This is a genomic window from Amycolatopsis orientalis DSM 40040 = KCTC 9412, from assembly GCF_000478275.1.
Lineage (GTDB): Bacteria > Actinomycetota > Actinomycetes > Mycobacteriales > Pseudonocardiaceae > Amycolatopsis > Amycolatopsis orientalis.
In genome coordinates, this window is the sequence record NZ_ASJB01000001.1 from 98,413 (window position 1) to 117,509 (window position 19,097).

Below are 19,097 nucleotides of genomic sequence, written 5' to 3' on the forward strand. Positions count from 1 at the left end.
AAGGGTCTCGGCAGAGTGTCGAACCTCACCGGCGGACACGCCGAAACCCGAGGTCATCGGCGTGTCCGACCAGTGGAACATTTACCTACATCGTGAGAAATCAGCGATTCTTCGGTTTCCCCGCCGTTTTTCCGCTGACCGCTTTTCCGCCGGCCTTGGGCCTTTGCTTCTTTTCCCGCACGCGGACATTCACCCGGACGGGGCTGCCTTCGAAGCCGAATCGCTCACGGAATTTGCGTTCGATGAAGCGCCGGTAGCCCGCCTCGAGGAAGCCGGTGGTGAACAGGACCAGCGTCGGCGGCCGGATGCCGGCCTGGGTCGCGAACAGCACCTTCGGCTGCTTGCCGCCACGCACCGGCGGCGGGGTCGCGGCGATGAGGTCGGCGAGCCAGCCGTTCAGCTGGCCGGTGGGGACCCGCTGGTCCCAGGACTTCAGCGCGGTCCGCAGGGCGGGCGCGAGCTTCCGCACGGATCGCCCGGTGAGCGCGGAGATGTTGACCTTCTCCGCCCACGGCACCCGCACCAGACCGCGGTCCAGTTCGCGCACCATGGCGTGGCGGCGGTCCTCGTCGACGAGGTCCCACTTGTTGAACGCGAGCACACAGGCGCGTCCTGCCTCGACGACCATGGTCAGCACCCGCAGGTCCTGCTCCGAAAGCGGTTCCGCGGCGTCCAGCAGCACGATCGCGACCTCCGCCGCGTCGATCGCGGTCTTGGTCCGCAGCGAGGCGTAGTACTCCGCGCCATTGGCCGAGTTGACGCGCTTGCGCAGGCCCGCCGTGTCGACGAACCGCCAGGTTTCGCCGTCCAGTTCGACCAGCGAGTCGACCGGGTCGACGGTGGTGCCCGCGACCGAGTCCACAACGGACCGGACTTCGCCGGAAAGCTTGTTCAGCAGGCTGGACTTGCCCACGTTCGGCTTGCCGACCAGCGCGACGCGGCGCGGGCCGGCGGTGGCGCGGTCGCCGTCACGCGGCATCGACGGCAGCGCCTTGACGATCGCGTCGAGCAGGTCGCCCGAACTGCGCCCGTGCAGCGCGCTGACCGGGTACGGCTCGCCGAGGCCGAGCGACCACAGCGAAGCGGTGTCGGCGAGCAGGCGGTCGTCGTCGACCTTGTTGGCGGCGAGCAGCACCGGCTTCTTCGAGCGGCGCAGCACCTTGGAGACGGCCTCGTCGGTGGCCGTCGCGCCGACACTGGCGTCGATGACCAGCAGCACCGCGTCGGCGGTGGCCATCGCCATCTCCGCCTGCGCGGCGACGGCGGCCTGCAGCCCGGTCGCGTCCGGCTCCCAGCCGCCCGTGTCCACCAGGGTGAACCGGCGGCCTGCCCAGAAGGCGTCGTAGGCGACGCGGTCCCTGGTCACGCCCGGGACGTCCTGCACGACCGCCTCGCGGCGGCCGAGAATGCGGTTCACCAGGGTCGACTTGCCCACGTTCGGCCTGCCGACGACGGCGAGGACCGGCTGCGCGAGCTGCGCCTCCTCCTCTGCCTCGCCCGCGGCGATCTGGGCGTCCAGCGCGGTGAATTCGGACTCGTCGGACCAGGAGCCGTCGATCTCGCCGACTCCGTCAAGCTCTGTCATCTGTTTCAATCCTGTCGCGTGTCTTGGAGCCCGTGCTCCAAGCGCCATTCGTCCAGTGCCTTCACGAGGTCCGCGAGCGCGACACGAAGCCGCTCGGTTCCCTCCTCCAGCCCTGTCCTTCCCTTCCCGATGGCGGGAGTGAAAGGTTCGCCGACCATGATGTCGACGCGTGGCCGCCAACGCCTCTTGGCGCCGGCGGGTTTGTACGTCCCCCGAGTGGCGACCGGTACCACGGTCGCGTTCCCGGCGCGGACCAGGAAGGCCGCGCCGCGCTCGAAGTTTTCGGCGTCACCGAGGCCTCGGGTGCCTTCGGGGAAGATCCCGACCGCACCGCCGTCCTCGAGCACCTTGACCGCCGTCATCAGCGGTTTGCGGTCCACCGCACCCCGTTTCACCGGGATCTGGCCCAGCTTCGGGAAGAACCAGCCGACGAAACCCTTGAAGAGTTCCGCCTTGACCAGGAACGCGGTGCGCCGCGAGAACATTCCGAACAGCAGCTGAGGTTCCACCATCGAGCTGTGGTTGGCGATGAACACCACCGGACCGGACGACGGCACGCGCTCGGCTCCGTGGACCCGGACCCGGAACGCGGGCCGGACGATGAACTTCGAGATCCCCCGCCCGAAGGTGTGCATCGGGCCACTGGCACCCTCGGGCAGTCCTTTCGCGGTCACCTGGCGGCCTCGGCGGGGCAGTCTTCGAGGAGACCGCGGTGCAGGGCCAGTTCCGCGAGCGCGACGATCACCTGGTCGATGTTGAGCGCCGAGGTGTCCACCTCGACGGCGTCCTCGGCCGCGCGCAGGGGCGAAGCCGCCCGCGTGGAGTCGAGGCGGTCGCGCCGTTCCACCGCCTGCCGGGCGTGGTCGGGGGTGGACTCACGGCCGGCGGCGGTGTCCTGCGCGCTGCGGCGTGCGGCGCGAACCTCGGCCGAAGCGGTGAGGAAGACCTTGAGCCGGGCGTCCGGGGCGACGACGGTGCCGATGTCACGGCCTTCGACGACGATGCCACCGACGCGGTCGAGCACCTCGGCGATGAGCTCACGCTGACGGGTGACCAGGAGTTCGCGCACCGCGGGCACGGCCGAGACCGGCGACACCGCGGTGGTGACGTCCGCGCCGCGGATCTCGGCGGCGACGTCCTCGCCCGCCAGGGTCACGGTCGCTTCGTCAGGGCTGGTCCCGATGCCGAGTTCGGCCTTCTCCGCGACGGCGATCACGGACGGCGCGTCGGCCGGGTCGACCCCGGCGCGCAGCACGGCGAGGGTGACCATCCGGTACATCGCCCCCGTGTCGAGGTAGCCGGCGCCGAGCTTCGCCGCGAGCCGCCGCGAGACGGTGGATTTCCCGGTTCCGGACGGGCCGTCCATCGCGACCACACCACGCAGGGCTCCCGCCACCGAAACTCTCCTCAGCTCTTCGTCGCTCACCTGATCGAGGTCCATTCTGCCTGGTGGCGAACGGCGCGCCTCAGCCGCCCACGGAGAAGTGGCGATATTCGACTTCTAGCAACGCTAGACAAGCTAGCGATAGCACTGCTAGCGTTGCCGTCGTTCCTAGCACTGCTAGCTCTTGGAGTCAGAGACCATGACCAGGATCAAGATCGCCTACGCCCTCTCCATCGCCCTCGTCCTCTTCGTCCTTTACTTCGGTTCCGGTTACGTGTTCTTCCCGCAGACCCAGACGGGCGGTTTCGGCCTGCCGGTCATGCCGTCCGCGGGTGATCCGATCCTCGCGGTCAAGGGAGTCCGCGACATCGGTACGGCGCTCGTGGTGCTCGCGCTGATCCTCTTCCGGAACGTCCGCGCACTGGGCTGGGCACTCCTCGCCCTGGCCTTCATCCCGTTCGGCGACATGCTGATCGTGTTGACCCACAACGGGTCCGTGGGCGCCGCGCTCGGTATCCACGGCGCGACGGCCGCCCTGATGGTGCTGATCTCGGCGCTGTTCCTCGTCCGACCGGCGCGAAACGGACAGTGAGTTACTGTTGTTCACGTGAACGTCGAAGTGACCCCGCTCCCTGGAATAGGCGTCCGCAAGGACTTCGCCACCCGCAACGGCCGCCGCGTCGGCGTGGTGACCCATCGCGACGGACATGTCGAACTGATCGTGTCCAAAACGGACGATCCCGACGCCTGCCTGGCCTCACTTCCGCTCACCACCGACGAAGCGGGCGCGCTCGCGAACCTGCTGGGCGCGCCGCAGCTGGTGGCCCAGCTCACCGAGGAGCACCGGGATCTGCCGGGGATCAACACCAAGCAGCTGCCGGTCAAGACGTCGTCGCCGTTCGACGGCCGCACGCTCGGCGACACCGCCCTGCGCACCAGGACCGGTGTCTCGGTGGTCGCGGTGATGCGGGCCGGGCAGGTCCACCCCTCTCCCACCCCGGACTTCAATCTCACCGCGGGCGACGTCCTGGTCGCGGTCGGCACGTCCGAAGGACTCGAGTCCGCCGTCAAGATCCTCAAGTACGGCTGACCGCGGATGGATCACACCGCACTGTCCTTGATCGAACTCGGGGCGGTCTTCTTCGGGCTGGGCGTGCTGGGGCGCCTCGCCGGGAAGATCGGGATGTCCCCGATCCCGCTCTACCTGATCGGCGGCCTGTGTTTCGGGCAGGGCGGGATCATCCCGCTCGGCGACATCGGCGACTTCACCCACCTCGCCAGCGAGATCGGCGTCGTCCTCCTGCTTCTGCTGCTGGGACTGGAGTATTCGGCGGCCGAGCTGTTCACCGGGCTGAAACGCTCGTGGCTGGCGGGGCTCGTCGACATCGTGCTCAACGCCGCGCCGGGCGCGATCGTCGCGCTCATCCTCGGCTGGGGACCGATCGGCGCGTTCGTGCTCGCGGGTGTCACCTACATCTCGTCGTCCGGGATCATCGCGAAGGTCCTCGGCGACCTCGGGCGGCTCGGTAACCGGGAAACGCCGGTGGTGCTGTCGATCCTGGTGTTCGAAGACCTGGTGATGGCGCTCTACCTGCCGATCCTCACCGCGGTGCTCGGCGGCGTGAGCTTCCTCGGCGGGATGAAGGCGGTCGGGATCTCGCTGATGGTGATCACCGTCGTCCTGGTGATCGCGCTGAAGTTCGGCCGCTACGTCTCCGCCGCGGTGGACAGCCCGGACCGCGAGGTGTTCCTGCTCAAGGTCCTCGGCGCCGCGCTGCTCGTCGCGGGTCTCGCCTCGGCGATGCAGGTGTCGGCCGCCGTCGGCGCCTTCCTGCTCGGCATCGCGATCTCCGGCTCCACGGCGGAGAACGCGACACACATGCTGGAGCCGCTGCGAGACCTCTTCGCGGCCGTGTTCTTCGTCGTGTTCGGACTGAACACCAACCCGGCGTCGATCCCGCCGGTGCTCGGCTGGGCGGTCGTGCTGGCGGTGGCGACCACGCTCACGAAGGTGGGCACCGGCTGGTGGGCCGCGCGAAGGCAGGGCATCGGGAAGATGGGCCGGGCCCGGGCCGGAGCGGCCTTGGTCGCGCGAGGCGAGTTCTCGATCGTCATCGCCGGCTTGGCGGTGGCCGCGGGAGCCGTGACCGGCGAACTGGCGGCCCTCGCGACGGCTTACGTGCTCCTGATGGCCGTGCTCGGCCCGACGGCGGCGCGGATCGTCGAACCGGTGGCCCGTGCGCTGCAGCGGAAGCCTTTCGGTTCGAAGAGCCCCGCTTCGCAGACCGGCTGATCTCACCCCGCGCTATGAAAGGTCCTTTCCTTGCAAATTTTGCAAGGAAAGGACCTTTCATAGCATTCCCCTAGCCGCGCTCAAGGCCCGAAACACCCGCCGGTGCGATCTGGGCCGGAGCAGCCGGAAGCGTCGCCGGAACCGCCGCCGGCCCCGGCCCCGCGACGGGCAGCGCGAGGGACGTCTTGCTCAGATCCACCGTGATCTTCGGGTACTGCGCCGGACCGGAGATGAACGAGCCGTCCGTCCCGCCGATGATCAGCGCGAGCTGATGTCCGTGCGGCACGACATGGTCCGTACTCGCCAGCCGGAACGTCATCGTGTACGGCTGCCCCGGCGTCAGCGGCGATTCCTGGCTCAGCGACCGGAAGTTGGCCAGATCGGCCCAGCCCCGGCTGATGATGTTCAGCCCGACCGACACCGCGTCCGTGCTCGTGTTCAGGTAGCAGGCGTCGTTGCCGGTCGCGCTCGATCCCCAGCACGACTGGGTCATCTCGTTCTTGATGCCCTCCTTCGGCCCGGTGTAGTTCCGGATCGTCGCCGGGCCGTAGTCGACCAAGATCGCCGAGAGCCGCGCTGTGGACGTCGACGGCGTCGCGGTCACCGTCACCTTCGCGGTCCCGGAGACGTGCAGATCCTTCGCGAGCGCACCGGTGCTGAACAGCACGCGCCCGCTGGAGGTCTCCGTCGGCCGCGCCGCCCAGCCGGACGACGTCTGGCCGGAGGAGTCCGTGAACGACACCGTCCCCGTCCCTGCGGTCGTGCCAAGCGTGCCGACACCCGGTGTGCTCCCGGCCACGGGGCGCAGAGTGACGGCGCTGCCCTCCGGCCACGCCGGCTGGTCCACCCAGACGTCGGGTTCGCGTTCCACGCTGGCGCCCGGGGTCTTCTCGATCCCGTTGTCGATGCCGAGCAGGTAGTGGTCGAACCACTTGTGCAGGGTGTCGACCCACGTCGCGCGCCGGTAGTCGAAGGGGTCGACGTGCCCGGCCTGCGTCAGCCAGATCTTGCGCTCGACCTGCAGCGCGTCCCACCACTGCCCGAAGTTGATCGTCTTGACGTTGAGGTCACCCAGGCCGTGCGAAGCGAGCACGCTGGCCTTCACCTTCGAAGCGCTCTGGACGTAGTCGCGGTCGTGCCAGAAGACGTTGTAGTCGCCGTTCGAGGTCGCGCCCGCGGTGAGCTTCTGGTTCGCCGCGGAGCAGTTCTGGCCGCCGTTGCGCTGTGAGACGGTCTGGGCCAGCCCGGCCGGGCTGCCCTGGCGCAGGTTCGCGCCGTCGGAGCGGTAGTAGTCGTACCAGGAGCTGATCGCGCCGATCGGCACGATGGTCTTGAGCCCGTCGACCCCGGTCGCCGCGACGCCGTTGGCGACCGTGCCGTCGTAGGACTTCCCGATCATGCCGACCGCGCCGGTCGACCACGAGGCGAGCGTCTTCGCCGTACCGGTCGCGGTGGTGTACCCGGTCGCCCGGCCGTTCAGCCAGTCGACGACCTTGCGGGCCGAGTTGATGTCCGAGGGACCGCCGATGTCGGTACAGCCGCGGGATTTGTTGGTACCGGCCAGATCCACCAGGACCACGGCGTACCCGCGGGGTACGAAGAAGTTGTCGTAGAACAGCGGGAACCCGACCGGCCTGCCCGCCGAGTCGTAGGTCTTGAGCTCGCTTTCGTTGCCGCGGCCACAGCACGAGTAGTACGGGCTGGCGTCCATGATCACCGGGACCTTGACGCCCCGCGCGGCCGCTTCCTTCGGCCGGATGATGTCGGCGGCGACCCGGTCGGAGCGGCCGTCACCGTCCCCGTCGAGTCCGATGTCCACCCAAGCCGTCTCGCGGACGGCTTGGGCGAAGTCGTACACCGGTTCGCTGCTTCGCGGTTTCGCCGCGGCCTGCGGCGCCACGACCACGGCCGCGGCGACCGCCAGAATCCCTGCCAGCACAACAGTTTTCACGGTCGAGCCCTTCCCCGTCGGCTGAAAGCCCGTCAAGGAGAGCTAAACGCGATGATCGCGGGCGCAGTAGAGCGGAAAGTCTTACCTTCCGGGCTTACAGATCGACGGCGCGGTAGAGCGAACCGACCTCACCGCGGTTGAGCCGCCGGATCGATCCCGACCGCTGGGCGCCGAGCTGGACGTCGCCGAGCGCGGTCCGGACCAGTTTGCGCACCGGATGCCCGGTGGCCGCCATCAGCCGCCGCACGATGTGCTTGCGGCCTTCGTGGATGACCAGTTCGATCTGGGTCCGCCCGGCCAGCATGTCCTTGACCCTGAACTGGTCGACCTTGACGATGCCGTCCGGCAGCTCGAAGCCCGCCCGCAGTTCCTTGCCGAGGCCACGCGGGACGATGCCCTCGACCTCGGCGAAGTAGGTCTTCAGCACCTGGAACGACGGGTGCATCAGCCGGTGGCCGAGGTCACCGTCGTTGGTGAGCAGCAGGAGGCCTTCGGTGTTCTCGTCGAGCCTGCCGACGTGCACGATGCCGGGCGTCTCCTCGTACCGGCCGCGCAGGTAGTCGCCGACGCAGGGGCGGCCGCGGTCGTCGCTCATCGTGCTGTGCACGCCCTTGGGCTTGTTCAGCACGAGATAGACGAGGTCCTCGCGGACCTGGACGCGGGTGCCGTCCACATGGATCACGGAGTTGTCCGGATCGACCCGGCGGCCGAGTTCGGTGACCACCTTGCCGTCCACGCTCACGCGACCGCGCACGATCAGGTCCTCGGCCGCGCGCCGGGAGGCGACGCCCGCCTGGGAAAGGACCTTCTGCAGCCGAATGCCGTCGGGATGCGGGTCAGATGTCATCGATGGTGTCCACTTCGGGTAGCAACGGAGCGATGGGCGGAAGGTCGGCCAGGGACGACAGGCCCAGTCGCTCCAGGAACAGCTCGGTCGTCACATACAGCGTGCCAGTGGTTTCGGGGTCGGTCCCCATCTCCTCGATCAGGCCGCGTGCCAGCAGCGTCCTGATCACCCCGTCCACATTCACCCCTCGGACGGCGGCGACCCTGGCCCTGGTCACCGGCTGCCGGTAGGCGATCACGGCGAGGCTCTCCAGTGCGGCTCGCGTCAGCTTGGAACGCTGGCCGTCGAGCAGAAGCTTCTCCACGAACGGGGCATAGACGTCCCTAGTGTAGAACCGCCACCCTTCGCCGACGCGGCGCAGGTCGATTCCACTCGCCCGGTCGGTGAACTTCTGCGCCATCGTGCGCAGCGCGACGATCACCCGCGACTTCGGCTGGCCGACGGTTTCGGCGAGCGATTCCTCGTCGATCGGCGAGTCCACGACCAGCAGCAGCGCTTCGAGGGCGGCTTCGAGCGCCTCGTCCGAGGTGACGTCGGGGTAGTCCCCGTCACCCGTCGCCACGAGTCCCTCGTCGGCGGGCGGCTCCGCCTCGCCCGCCTCCCCTTCGGTCCCGGACGGGCTGAAAGCGTCCTTCACCTCATCCGACGCGCCGAAAGCGTCCTTCGCCTCATCGGACTCGGCGATGGGAGCCTTCAGCCCATCCTCGGTCTCGGAGGCTCCAGCGCCTTCACTCACCTCAGCGCCTTCACTCACTTCGGGGCTTTCGGTCTCTTCGGGGCTTTCGGTCTCTTCGGGGCTCACCCGTACTCCTCGTCCTCCGCGACGGCGCGGTCTTGTTCGGCCGCCACCGACGCCTCCGCCACGGACCCACCGGTCCAGCGCACGTGCAGTTCGGCGAGCGCCTCCAGCTGCTCGAACTGGACCGTCGCCTCGCGGTACAGCTCCAGCAGCGCGAGGAACCGCGCCACGATCTCGACGGTGTGCTCGCAGTCCTCGACCAGCTCGCCGAAGGTCGCCTCACCACGCTCCGCGAGTTTGAGCCGCAGCAGCGCGGCGTGCTCGCGCACCGAAACCCGGCCCATGTGGATATGCGCGATCGACACCGTCGGCGGCGGCTTCGGCCGGAAGACCGCGACCGCGATCTCGGCGAATTTGGCCGGGTCGACGCCGAGCATCACCTCGGGCAGCAAGCCGATGAACCGGTCTTCGAGCGCGACCGAGCGCGGATAGCGCCGCAGCGCACCGGCCTCCAGCTCACCGAACAGCGCCGCGACCTGCTTGTACGCCCGGTACTGCAGCACACGCGCGAACAGCAGGTCCCGCGCTTCGAGCAGGGCGAGGTCGTCCTCGCTCTCCACCTCCGCGGCGGGCAGGAGCCGCGCCGCCTTGAGGTCGAGGAGGGTGGCCGCGATGACCAGGAACTCGGTCGTCTCGTCGAGGTTCCATTCCGTGCCGAGCGCACGGGTGTAGGCGATGAAATCGTCCGTGACCTGGTGCAGTGCCACTTCCGTGACGTCGAGCTGGTGCTGTGAGATCAGCTGGAGCAGCAGATCGAAGGGGCCCTGGAAGTTCGCCAGGTTCACCTTGAACTTGGACGTGCTCAGCTCTTCGTTGGCCAGTCCTTCGGGGACCATCCCGCCGTGCACGGTCTCGTGCACGACGGGGGTCTCGTCCGCTGCCGCCCGCTCGACCGGCTCCGGGCCGCTGTGCGCGGCCGCCGCCGGGTCGTCCATCAGTTCTCGGTCTCTTTCCCGTCCTCGGTGCCCGCCCGCAAGCGCTGGACGAGTACCGACTCCTCACCGGCCGCGTCGAAATCGGCCAGCAGCACGGCCACCGCCTCGCGGACCAGCCTGCCGCGATCGAGCACGAGCCCGTGCTTCGCCCGGAGGTTCAGCCTGGCCTGCTCCATCGCCAGCAGTTCGTCGCCGGAGACGTAGACGGTGATCTTCGCGTCGTGCTTGGTCCGTCCCGACCCGCTGCGCGCGGCCCGGGCCAGCTGTTCCTTGTGCGCCCGCCCGTCCCCGTCCGCCGAGCCGTTCCCGTCGCCGTTCCCCGCCGAGGGGGCGGGCTGCTCGGGTGCGGGCGGAAGATCGAGGGCGGGGCTGGAGGTGATCCTGAACAGTTCGGATGCTCCGGGCAGGGAAGCGCGCCTGCTCACCGAGCGATCACCTCACGGGCCAGCGCGCGATAAGCCGCCGCGCCGGCTGATTTGGGGGCCCAGGTCGTGATCGGCTCGCCCGCGACCGTCGTCTCGGGGAACCGCACGGTGCGGTTGATCACCGTGTCGAACACGATGTCGCCGAATGCCTCCACCACTCTCGCCATGACCTCCTTCGAGTGCAGGGTTCTCGGGTCGTACATGGTGGCGAGAATCCCGGTGATGTCCAGTTTGGGGTTGAGGCGTTCCTGCACCTTCTCGATGGTGTCGATCAGGAGCGCTACGCCTCGCAGACTGAAGAACTCGCACTCCAGCGGGATGATCACACCGTCCGCGGCGGTCAGTGCGTTCACCGTCAGCAGGCCTAGCGAGGGCTGGCAGTCGACAAGAACATAGTCGTAGTCGTTCATGACCGGACGAAGGACCCGTAACAAAGTGTGTTCGCGCCCTACCTCTGCGACCAACTGGACCTCGGCCGCGGACAGGTCGATGTTGCTCGGCAGCAGGTCGACGCCGTCGACCCGGGTCTTCCGGATGACGTCGGTGATGCTGACCGAGCGCTCCATGATGACGTTGTAGACCGTCTGGTCCAGCTCGTGCGGCTGAATGCCGAGGCCCACCGAAAGCGCGCCTTGCGGATCGAAGTCGACCAGCAGCACCCGGCGGCCGCATTCGGCGAGCGCCGCGCCCAGGTTGATGGTCGAGGTGGTCTTGCCGACGCCGCCCTTCTGGTTGCACATGGCCATCACCAGTGCGGGGCCGTGCCGCTCCAGGACCGGCGGTTCGGGGATCTCGCGAAGCGGACGGCCGGTGGGCCCGATGCCGTCCCTCTCGAGTTCTTGCTGCTTGGTTTCTTTGGCGCGCTTGGCCTTGCGGCCGCGGGAAGAGATCGTGTCCTCCGACGGTTCGTCGCCGTCGTGTTCGGCGGGGGTTGCGATGGTCACCTGGCTGAGGCTCGCCGCGGCCGACCCGGCGGACGCGGACGGCTTCGCCGGCTCGTTCGGTGTCGACATGGCGCGAAAGCTCCTTCGGCTAGGTCTTCGGCAGCCTATGCGCGGATCGCGAATCGAGCCAAAGCGGCTCGCCGGGGCCGATCGGGTCGATTAGCCGAGCGCGCGGGGATGTGCTGTCGCGTAAACCTCGCGGAGCGTGTTGACCGTGACCAGCGTGTACACCTGGGTGGTGGTCACCGAAGCGTGGCCGAGCAGCTCCTGCACGACGCGGACGTCGGCGCCGCCTTCGAGCAGATGCGTGGCGAAGGAATGGCGCAGCGTGTGCGGGGAGACGCCCGCCGTGATGCCCGCGGATTCGGCCGTGTCCTTGAGAACCTGCCACGCGCTCTGCCGGGAAAGCCTGGAGCCGCGGGCGTTGAGGAACATCGCGGGTGTCCCGCGGCCGTGCGTGGCGAGCACCGGCCGCGCGCGGACGAGGTAGGCGTGCACCGCTTCGAGCGCGGGACGGCCGATCGGGACGATGCGCTGTTTGCCGCCCTTCCCGTCGAGCAGCACGGTCCGTTCGGCGTCGTCGATGTCGTCGACGTCGAGCCCGACGGCCTCGGAGATCCGCGCGCCGGTGGAATAGAGCAGTTCCAGCAGCGCCCGGTCCCGCAACGGGCGCTCACCCTCCGGCGGCGGGGTCTCCAGGAGTTTCAGCACATCGTGCACCGGCAGCGCTTTGGGCAGCCGCTTCGCCGCCGCGGGCGGGCGGACCTCACGGGCCGGGTCGTGCTCGGTGATGCCGTCGGCGTGCGCGAACTTGTGCAGTCCCCGCACCGCGACGAGCGCGCGAGCCGCCGAGGACGCGGCCAGCGGCCGATGCTCCTCGTCGCCTTCGCGCAGCGCCGCGCCGAACGAGGTGACGTGCGCCGGGGTGACGTCGGCGAACCGCTCGACGTCGGCGCCGCCGAGGTACTCGGCGTACCGGCGCAGATCACGGGAGTAGCTGTCGAGGGTGTTCCTCGCGGTTCCGCGCTCGACCACCAGATGGTCGAGGTAAGCGGCGACCACCTGGGCGACTCCGGCACCGCCAGCCCGTGACACACCGACACTCTAGGACCAGCCGCCTCGTGAGTGGTAATGACGGTTCTAACCGTCATTACCACTCACGAGGCATTAGACGTTCCGCGAAGCGAACTTCGTCGGCCTGTCCTCCCAAGGCGCATCCGCCGGACGGGTCGAAGCCGCGCCCGAGAGCACCGCGTGGGCGGCCAGCACACCGCCGACGGTCGCCCCGTTCACCAGCTCACCGGCCAGCGCCATCCGGACCGCCTCGGCGAGCGGGAACTTCGCCGTGACGAGGTCCGCCTCCTCCTCACCGAGGATCTCCCGGTCCACTTCGGACAGTCCGCGGGCGAGGTAGACGCGGACGACCTCGTCGGTGAAGCCGGGCGACGCCGCGACGTCGACGAGGGTCTCCCAGCGCTCGGCGCTGAGCCCGACCTCCTCGACCAGCTCGCGTTTCGCCGCGCCGACGGGGTCCTCCCCCGCCTTGTCGATCAGGCCGGCGGGCAGTTCCCACAGCCGCCGCCCGATCGGGTGGCGGTACTGGTGGATCAGCGTGACAGAGCTGTCCACGCCTTCGCCGTCGAGCGCGACGACGGCGACCGCGCCGAGGTGCTCGACGACCTCGCGGCGGGCCGTGCCGCCGCCGGGCATCACGACCTCGTCGACCCGCAGCCCCACGACGCGTCCGATGTGGACGTCCCTTGTGGACGCGACGGTGAACTCGTGCTTCCCGGGCTCGGTCACCTGGCCACCGCGGGCGCTTCGGCCAGCTCGACCGGGAGACGCTCGGCGACCTTGCGGTCCACGACCGCCTTCACGAACGCGCTGAACAGCGGGTGCGGCCGGGTCGGACGGCTCTTGAGCTCCGGGTGCGCCTGGGTGCCGACGAAGAACGGGTGCTTGTCGGCGGGCAGCTCGACGAACTCGACCAGGTGATCGTCGGGCGAGGTACCCGAGAACACCAGGCCCGCCGCGGAAAGGCGCTTGCGGTAGGCGTTGTTGACCTCGTAGCGGTGGCGGTGCCGCTCGGAGACCTCGGTGCTGCCGTACGCCTTCGCGACCTGCGAGCCCGGCTTGAGCTTGGCGACATAGGCACCGAGCCGCATCGTCCCGCCCATGTCGCGCTCGCCCGCGACGACGTCACGCTGGTCGGCCATCGTGGAGATGACCGGGTTGGCGCTCGTGTCGTCGAACTCGGCCGAGTTCGCGTCGGTGATCCCCGCCAGGTTCCGCGCCGCGTCGATCACCATGCACTGCAGGCCGAGGCACAGGCCCAGCAGCGGCAGCCCGTGGGTCCGGGCGTAGGCGATCGCGCCGACCTTGCCCTCGATGCCGCGGATGCCGAACCCGCCCGGGATCAGCACACCGTCCACATCGGACAGGGCGGAGGCGGCACCGGCCGGGGTCTCGCAGCTGTCCGAGGCGACCCAGACGATCTGGACCTTGGCGCGGTGGGCGAACCCGCCCGCGCGCAGCGCCTCGGTCACCGACAGGTACGCGTCCGGCAGGTCGATGTACTTGCCGACGACCGCGACCCGCACCGTCTCCGACGGGTTGTGCACGCGGTCGAGCAGGTCGCCCCACACGGTCCAGTCGACGTCGCGGAACGGCAGCCCGAGACGGCGCACCACGTAGGCGTCGAGCGCCTCACGGTGGAGCACCTTCGGGATGTCGTAGATCGACGGGGCGTCGGGGCAGGCGATGACGGCCTCGGTGTCGACGTCGCACATCAGGCCGATCTTGCGCTTGAGATCCTCCGGCAGCTCGCGGTCGGCGCGGCAGACGAGCGCGTCCGGCTGGATGCCGATGTTGCGCAGCGCGGCGACCGAGTGCTGGGTCGGCTTGGTCTTCAACTCACCCGAGGGGGCGAGGTAAGGCACCAGCGAGACGTGGAGGAAGAAGCACTGGTCGCGGCCGACGTCGTGGCGGACCTGACGGCAGGCCTCCAGGAACGGCAGCGACTCGATGTCGCCGACGGTGCCGCCGACCTCGGTGATCACGACGTCCGGGCTGTTCCCGTCCTCGTCAGCGCCGGCGGCGGCGGTGATCCTGGCCTTGATCTCGTCGGTGATGTGCGGGATGACCTGCACGGTGTCGCCGAGGTACTCACCACGGCGCTCCTTGGCGATGACCTCGGAGTAGACCTGTCCGGTGGTGACGTTGGCCTTGCCGTCGAGGGACCGATCGAGAAAACGCTCGTAGTGCCCGATGTCCAGATCGGTTTCGGCGCCGTCGTCCGTGACGAACACCTCACCGTGCTGGAACGGGTTCATCGTGCCTGGATCGACGTTGAGGTACGGATCCAGCTTCTGCATCGTGACCCGGAGCCCACGTGCGGTAAGGAGCTGACCCAGGCTGGAAGCCGTGAGTCCCTTACCCAGAGAGGAGGCAACGCCTCCGGTGACAAAGACATACTTGGTAGCCCGCGACTGAAGTCCCACGGGCTTCCACCTTATCGCACGCCCGCCGGGGCGCTCAGTGGCCACGCCGCAAGCGTCCGATGGAGTGGAAAACCGCTACCCTCGCGGCGTGACAGACGCGCACGACACCTGGACCGCACCGGTCGCGGAAGGCCCGCTCGACGCGGACGTCCGCGTCCCCGGTTCGAAGTCGATCACCAATCGGGCCTACGTCCTCGCGGCGCTCGCCAGCGCGCCGACGCGGGTGCGGACCCCGCTCGACTCCCGGGACGCGCGGCTCATGCTCGGCGCCATCTACGCCCTCGGCGCCCACTCCCAGGGCAGCATCGGCGGCTACCTCGTGCATCCGCTCGGTCCCGGCCGCGTCCATCCCGGCGAGACCGTCCGGGTGGAACTCGGCAACGCGGGCACGGTCGCCCGGTTCACCCCCGCGCTGGCGGCGCTGGGCACCGGCCCGGCGCTGTTCGACGGGGACGAGGCCCTCCGCCGCCGCCCGATCGGGCCGCTGCTGAAGGCGCTGCGCGGCCTCGGCGCCCGCATCGACGACGACCGCCGCGAGGCGCCTCCGTTCACCGTCCACGGCGAAGGCGGGCTGCGAGGCGGCAAGGTCGATCTGGACTCCTCGGCGTCGAGCCAGTTCCTGTCGGCGCTACTGCTCGCGGGGCCGTCGTTCCAGCAGGGGGTCACCGTGCGCCTGGTCGGCGGCGCGGTGCCGAGCGAACCGCATATCGCGATGACCGTGGAGATGCTGCGCCGGTTCGGCGCCACCGTGGAGCGCGAGGGAAGCGAGTTCCACGTCCCCCCGACGAGGCTCTCCTGCCCTGAGTACGTCGTCGAGCCGGATCTCTCGACGGCCGCCCCGTTCGCCGCGGCCGCGGTCGTGACCGGCGGCACGGTGCGCATCGCGGGCTGGCCACAGCAGACGACCCAGCCCGGCGACTGGCTCCGCAGCCTGCTGCCCCTCCTCGGCGCGACCGCCGAACTCGACGCGGGCGGCCTGACGGTCACCGGCAGCGGCACGATCCCCGGCGTCGAACTGGATCTCCACGACGTCGGCGAACTCACCCCGGTGATCGCGGCGCTGCTGTGCTTCGCCGAGGGCCCGTCGGTCATCTCCGGGGTGGCGCATCTGCGCGGCCACGAGACCGACAGGCTGACCGCGCTGGCCACCGAACTCTCGGCTCTCGGCGCCGACGTCCGCGAGACCGAAGACGGGCTGCGGATCACGCCAGCCCCGTTGCACGGCGGAAAGTTCCGCACCTACGACGACCACCGGCTGGTGATGGCGGCCGCCGTGCTGGGACTGCGGGTCGAGGGGATCGAGGTGGAGAACCCGGAGACGGTCGGGAAGACCTACCCCGGATTCGCCGAAGCCTGGACCGCGATGCTCCAGCCGTCCTGATTCAGCCTGCGGTGCGTTCGCCGCCGTCCTCGGGGAACAACGTCTTCAGTGTGACCTCACGGTTGACCCGCACATGCTCGACGGCGTGGGCCCGCGCGCGGTCCGCGTCGCCCGAAGCGATCGCTTCGTAGAGACGGCGGTGCTCGTCGAGCAGTTCGCCCCAGTGCTCGTTCTGGCTGGTGAGCCAGCGCAGCCTGCCTTCGAGCGGCCGCAGGATCTCGTGCAGCAGGCCGTTGCCCGCCAGCGCGACGATCTCGTCGTGGAAACGGGTGTTGAGCGAGGTGATCCTGGCCGGGTCGCCGCCCTCGGTGGCGCGGGCGGCGTCGGCGAGCAGCCGTTCGAGCGCGCGGAGCCGCGATTTGCCCGCCCGCTCGGCCGCCAAGCCGGCGGCGAGGCCTTCGAGCGCCTCCCGGACGTCGAACAGCTCCTCGACGTCGGCCCTGGCCAGCCGCCGCACGACGATGCGACGGGGAGATTGGACGGTGAGGAAACCCTCGGCCTCGAGGCTGCGGATGGCCTCGCGCACCGGGACCCGTGAGACGCCGAGATCCTCGGCCAGTTCCCGTTCGACGAGCCGGTCCCCCGGCTTCAGCCGCCCGGCGAGGATCCGTTCACGCAGCTCGTCCCGGACCCGTTGCCGGGTCGCGGCCAGCGGCTGCCGCGGTCCTTCCTCGGCCACTCCATCCCCCTCGCTCAACACAGCCGTAACAGCTCGTAACCCGAGTTTATCGGCAGAAACCTTGACGACGGGGCACCGTGGGGTGATATTTGGGATACCAAATTTTGGGATACCAAATCGGCCGGCGCTTGCCGTCACACGTCGATCCGGAGGCCCGTATGACCGCCGCCCCAGACACCCGGTCCGCGACGTCCACCGCGGCCGGACCCGATCCCCGGCTCTGGAACGCCGACCTGGCCCCGGCGAAAGAACGCCGATGGAAGGTCTACGACATCTTCGCGCTGTGGATGTCGGACGTGCACAACCTCGGCAACTACACGTTCGCGGCGGGTCTGTTCGTCCTCGGACTCTCGGCCTGGCAGGTGTTCACGGCGCTGCTGACCGGCTTCGTGCTCATCTACTTCGGCATGAACCTCATGGGCCGGATCGGGCAGAAGACGGGTGTCCCCTTCCCCGTCGTCGCCCGGATCAGCTTCGGCACCTTCGGCGCGAACCTGCCGGCGCTGATCCGCGCGATCATCGCGATCTTCTGGTACGGCATCCAGACCTATCTCGCCTCGGTGGCCATCACGCTGCTGGTGCTCGCGATCGATCCGGGGCTGAAACCGTTGACAGAGGTCGGTTTCCTCGGCCTGCACGCGCTCGGCTGGATCTGTTTCATCGCGCTGTGGCTGGCGCAGGCGCTGGTGCTCACCCGCGGGATGGAGGCGGTGCGCAAATTCCAGGACTGGTGCGGTCCCGGCATCTGGGTGGTGATGATCGCGCTCGCGGTGTGGATCCTGGCCGCCGCGGACTGGAACATCTCGCTGACGAGCAATCCGAAGGCACTGTCCACCGGGGAGCAGGTGCGGCAGTGGTTCGGCGCCGTGGGCCTCATCCTGTCCATCTACGGCACGCTGATGCTCAACTTCTGCGACTTCTCGCGGTTCACCCCGAACCAGAAAACGGTGCGGCGCGGTAACTTCTGGGGCCTGCCGATCAACTCGACGGCGTTCGCGCTGCTGTCGGTCCTGGTGACCGCGGGCAGCCTGCAGGTGTTCGGCGAGGCCATCACCGACCCGGCGGAACTGCTCGCCCGCATCGACAACACCCCGGTGCTGATCATCGGCGCGCTGACCTTCGCGATCGCCACCATGGGCGTGAACATCGTCGCGAACTTCGTCTCCCCCGCCTACGACCTGGCCAACATCTGGCCGAAACGGATCACCTTCACCATCGGCGGGATGATCAGCGCGGTCGCGGCGCTGTGCGTGCTGCCGTGGAAGCTGTACTCCTCCCCCGCGGTGGTCAACTACTTCCTCGGCGGCCTCGGCGCCTTCCTCGGCCCACTGTTCGGCATCATGATCGTCGATTACTACCTGGTGAAACGGGGCAGGATCGACGTCGGCAAGCTGTTCGTGGCGGGGCCGGAGTCGCCGTATCACTACAAACACGGCGTGAACCCGCTGGCGATGATCACTTTCCTCCCCACGGCGGCGCTGTCCGCGGTCATCGCACTCGTGCCGTACTTCGCCCCGGCGGCGCCGTACTCGTGGTTCATCGGCACCGCGACAGCCGCCGCGCTCTATCTGGTGGTCACGCGCAAACAGCGGGTCGCGTGATGCGGATCCTGGTCACGAACTGCAACACGACCGAGGCGATGACGAAGGAGATCGAGGCCGGTGCCCGTGCCGCGGCGAGCCCGGGCACCGAAATCCTGGCCAGAACGCCGTTGTGGGGCCCGGAATCCGCGGAGGGATGGCTGGACAGCTTCTTGAGCGCGGCGGCCGTCCTCGACCTGCTCAACGGCATGGACGAACCCTTCGACGCGCTCGTGATGGCCGGTTTCGGCGAGCACGGACGGGAAGGGGCACGCGAACTGCTCGACGTCCCGGTCGTCGACATCACCGAGGCGGCCGCGCATTTGGCCTGTCTACTGGGCAGAAGGTACGGCGTGGTGACCACATTGGACAGGACGTGCGGGCTCATCGAAGACAGCTTGCACGCCTCGGGGGTCGCCCAGAACTGTATCGGCGTCCTGGGCACCGGACTCGGCGTCCTCGAACTGAACGACGAACGCCGGACGGAATCAGCCCTGCTGACCGCCGGACGCCGGGCCAGGGACGCGGGTGCGGAAGTGCTCGTCCTGGGCTGCGCCGGGATGACCGGACTGGACCGGCGGATCTCCGCGATGCTGGACATCCCGGTGATCGACGGCGTCGCCGCGGCCGTCCGGCTCGCCGAATCCCTGGTGGCCCTCGGCCTCAAGACCAGCCGGGCCGGTTCCTACGCCCGCCCCCTACCCAAAACCCGCCTCTGGCCCCGCCAACCCAGCATTTAGTCCTCTGGATGCGGTAGTTGCGCGCGCAAGTACCGCATCCAGAGGACGAAATGC

At 69.1% G+C, this 19,097-nt stretch carries 19 protein-coding genes; 6 read left to right on the forward strand and 13 right to left on the reverse strand.

Annotated features, from left to right (window positions below; genetic code table 11):
- Window positions 1–100: 100 nt before the first annotated feature.
- Genes der through cmk form a run of 3 tightly spaced genes read right to left on the reverse strand, consistent with a single transcriptional unit; the run spans window position 101 to window position 2,960 of the window.
- Window positions 101–1,585 (reverse strand): ribosome biogenesis GTPase Der, encoded by a 1,485-nt coding sequence (der, locus tag L324_RS00395; protein WP_037303187.1) that lies wholly within the window; start codon window positions 1,583–1,585, stop codon window positions 101–103.
- Window positions 1,586–1,590: 5 nt separating this feature from the next.
- Window positions 1,591–2,259, reverse strand: coding sequence for a lysophospholipid acyltransferase family protein (locus tag L324_RS00400; RefSeq protein ID WP_037303190.1), 669 nt, complete (start codon window positions 2,257–2,259; stop codon window positions 1,591–1,593).
- Window positions 2,256–2,960, reverse strand: coding sequence for a (d)CMP kinase (gene cmk, locus L324_RS00405; RefSeq protein ID WP_037303263.1), 705 nt, complete (start codon window positions 2,958–2,960; stop codon window positions 2,256–2,258). The genes L324_RS00400 and cmk overlap by 4 nt, the downstream gene beginning before the upstream one ends.
- A gap of 208 nt (window positions 2,961–3,168) precedes the next feature.
- Between cmk and L324_RS00410 the strand changes: the two genes are divergently transcribed.
- The 3 genes from L324_RS00410 to L324_RS00420 are packed head-to-tail and all read left to right on the forward strand — an operon-like array spanning window position 3,169 to window position 5,262.
- Window positions 3,169–3,561: a DUF4267 domain-containing protein gene (locus L324_RS00410; protein WP_037303192.1), complete on the forward strand. Its 393-nt coding sequence runs from the start codon at window positions 3,169–3,171 to the stop codon at window positions 3,559–3,561.
- Window positions 3,562–3,576: 15 nt separating this feature from the next.
- A complete protein-coding gene (locus L324_RS00415; RefSeq protein ID WP_037303196.1) occupies window positions 3,577–4,059 on the forward strand; it encodes a cation:proton antiporter regulatory subunit in 483 nt (160 codons plus the stop codon).
- Window positions 4,060–4,065: 6 nt separating this feature from the next.
- Complete coding sequence (locus tag L324_RS00420) at window positions 4,066–5,262, forward strand: cation:proton antiporter (RefSeq protein ID WP_037303199.1); 1,197 nt, start codon at window positions 4,066–4,068, stop codon at window positions 5,260–5,262.
- A gap of 70 nt (window positions 5,263–5,332) precedes the next feature.
- Here the strand turns inward: L324_RS00420 and L324_RS00425 are convergent, their stop codons facing one another.
- From L324_RS00425 to pyrG, 9 genes are all read right to left on the reverse strand, one after another.
- The gene (locus L324_RS00425; protein WP_037303200.1) at window positions 5,333–7,201 is read right to left on the reverse strand and encodes a Xaa-Pro dipeptidyl-peptidase; all 1,869 of its coding nucleotides are present in this window, start codon (window positions 7,199–7,201) and stop codon (window positions 5,333–5,335) included.
- Between the two features lie 106 nt (window positions 7,202–7,307).
- The gene (locus tag L324_RS00430; RefSeq protein ID WP_037303202.1) at window positions 7,308–8,060 is read right to left on the reverse strand and encodes a pseudouridine synthase; all 753 of its coding nucleotides are present in this window, start codon (window positions 8,058–8,060) and stop codon (window positions 7,308–7,310) included.
- Window positions 8,050–8,862 (reverse strand): SMC-Scp complex subunit ScpB, encoded by an 813-nt coding sequence (gene scpB, locus L324_RS00435; RefSeq protein ID WP_037303204.1) that lies wholly within the window; start codon window positions 8,860–8,862, stop codon window positions 8,050–8,052. The genes L324_RS00430 and scpB overlap by 11 nt, the downstream gene beginning before the upstream one ends.
- The gene (locus L324_RS00440) at window positions 8,859–9,794 is read right to left on the reverse strand and encodes a segregation and condensation protein A (protein ID WP_037303205.1); all 936 of its coding nucleotides are present in this window, start codon (window positions 9,792–9,794) and stop codon (window positions 8,859–8,861) included. Before L324_RS00440 ends, scpB begins: the two co-directional genes overlap by 4 nt.
- The gene (locus tag L324_RS00445; protein ID WP_037303208.1) at window positions 9,794–10,219 is read right to left on the reverse strand and encodes a hypothetical protein; all 426 of its coding nucleotides are present in this window, start codon (window positions 10,217–10,219) and stop codon (window positions 9,794–9,796) included. Before L324_RS00445 ends, L324_RS00440 begins: the two co-directional genes overlap by 1 nt.
- Window positions 10,216–11,232, reverse strand: coding sequence for a ParA family protein (locus tag L324_RS00450; protein WP_037303211.1), 1,017 nt, complete (start codon window positions 11,230–11,232; stop codon window positions 10,216–10,218). The genes L324_RS00445 and L324_RS00450 overlap by 4 nt, the downstream gene beginning before the upstream one ends.
- Before the next feature lie 90 nt (window positions 11,233–11,322).
- A complete protein-coding gene (gene xerD, locus L324_RS00455) occupies window positions 11,323–12,225 on the reverse strand; it encodes a site-specific tyrosine recombinase XerD (RefSeq protein ID WP_037303214.1) in 903 nt (300 codons plus the stop codon).
- Window positions 12,226–12,330: 105 nt separating this feature from the next.
- Window positions 12,331–12,966, reverse strand: a complete 636-nt coding sequence (locus L324_RS00460; protein ID WP_037303216.1) for an NUDIX domain-containing protein — start codon at window positions 12,964–12,966, stop codon at window positions 12,331–12,333.
- Entirely contained in the window at window positions 12,963–14,663 is a 1,701-nt protein-coding gene (gene pyrG / locus L324_RS00465) for a CTP synthase (RefSeq protein ID WP_081736149.1), read from the reverse strand. The genes L324_RS00460 and pyrG overlap by 4 nt, the downstream gene beginning before the upstream one ends.
- Window positions 14,664–14,751: 88 nt before the next feature.
- On the opposite strand from pyrG, the gene aroA reads away from it, so the two are divergent.
- Window positions 14,752–16,044 (forward strand): 3-phosphoshikimate 1-carboxyvinyltransferase, encoded by a 1,293-nt coding sequence (aroA, locus tag L324_RS00470; RefSeq protein ID WP_037303220.1) that lies wholly within the window; start codon window positions 14,752–14,754, stop codon window positions 16,042–16,044.
- Window position 16,045: 1 nt separating this feature from the next.
- Here aroA and L324_RS00475 read toward each other — a convergent pair whose 3' ends face one another.
- A complete protein-coding gene (locus L324_RS00475; protein WP_037303226.1) occupies window positions 16,046–16,723 on the reverse strand; it encodes a GntR family transcriptional regulator in 678 nt (225 codons plus the stop codon).
- 158 nt (window positions 16,724–16,881) lie between these two features.
- Here L324_RS00475 and L324_RS00480 point away from each other — a divergent pair, with 158 nt between their 5' ends.
- Window positions 16,882–18,324 (forward strand): NCS1 family nucleobase:cation symporter-1, encoded by a 1,443-nt coding sequence (locus L324_RS00480; RefSeq protein WP_037303229.1) that lies wholly within the window; start codon window positions 16,882–16,884, stop codon window positions 18,322–18,324.
- On the forward strand, window positions 18,324–19,043 hold the full coding sequence (locus L324_RS00485) for an aspartate/glutamate racemase family protein (protein ID WP_037303230.1): 720 nt from the start codon (window positions 18,324–18,326) through the stop codon (window positions 19,041–19,043). Before L324_RS00480 ends, L324_RS00485 begins: the two co-directional genes overlap by 1 nt.
- Window positions 19,044–19,097: the final 54 nt, after the last annotated feature.

Bases quoted from the DNA above. Each gene is read 5' to 3' on its own strand.
- der (WP_037303187.1), bottom strand. From the start codon at position 1,585: ATGACAGAGCTTGACGGAGTCGGCGAGATCGACGGCTCCTGGTCCGAC.
- L324_RS00410 (WP_037303192.1), top strand. From the start codon at position 3,169: ATGACCAGGATCAAGATCGCCTACGCCCTCTCCATCGCCCTCGTCCTC.
- L324_RS00420 (WP_037303199.1), top strand. From the start codon at position 4,066: ATGGATCACACCGCACTGTCCTTGATCGAACTCGGGGCGGTCTTCTTC.
- L324_RS00430 (WP_037303202.1), bottom strand. From the start codon at position 8,060: ATGACATCTGACCCGCATCCCGACGGCATTCGGCTGCAGAAGGTCCTT.
- L324_RS00440 (WP_037303205.1), bottom strand. From the start codon at position 9,794: ATGGACGACCCGGCGGCGGCCGCGCACAGCGGCCCGGAGCCGGTCGAG.
- L324_RS00450 (WP_037303211.1), bottom strand. From the start codon at position 11,232: ATGTCGACACCGAACGAGCCGGCGAAGCCGTCCGCGTCCGCCGGGTCG.
- L324_RS00480 (WP_037303229.1), top strand. From the start codon at position 16,882: ATGACCGCCGCCCCAGACACCCGGTCCGCGACGTCCACCGCGGCCGGA.
- L324_RS00485 (WP_037303230.1), top strand. From the start codon at position 18,324: ATGCGGATCCTGGTCACGAACTGCAACACGACCGAGGCGATGACGAAG.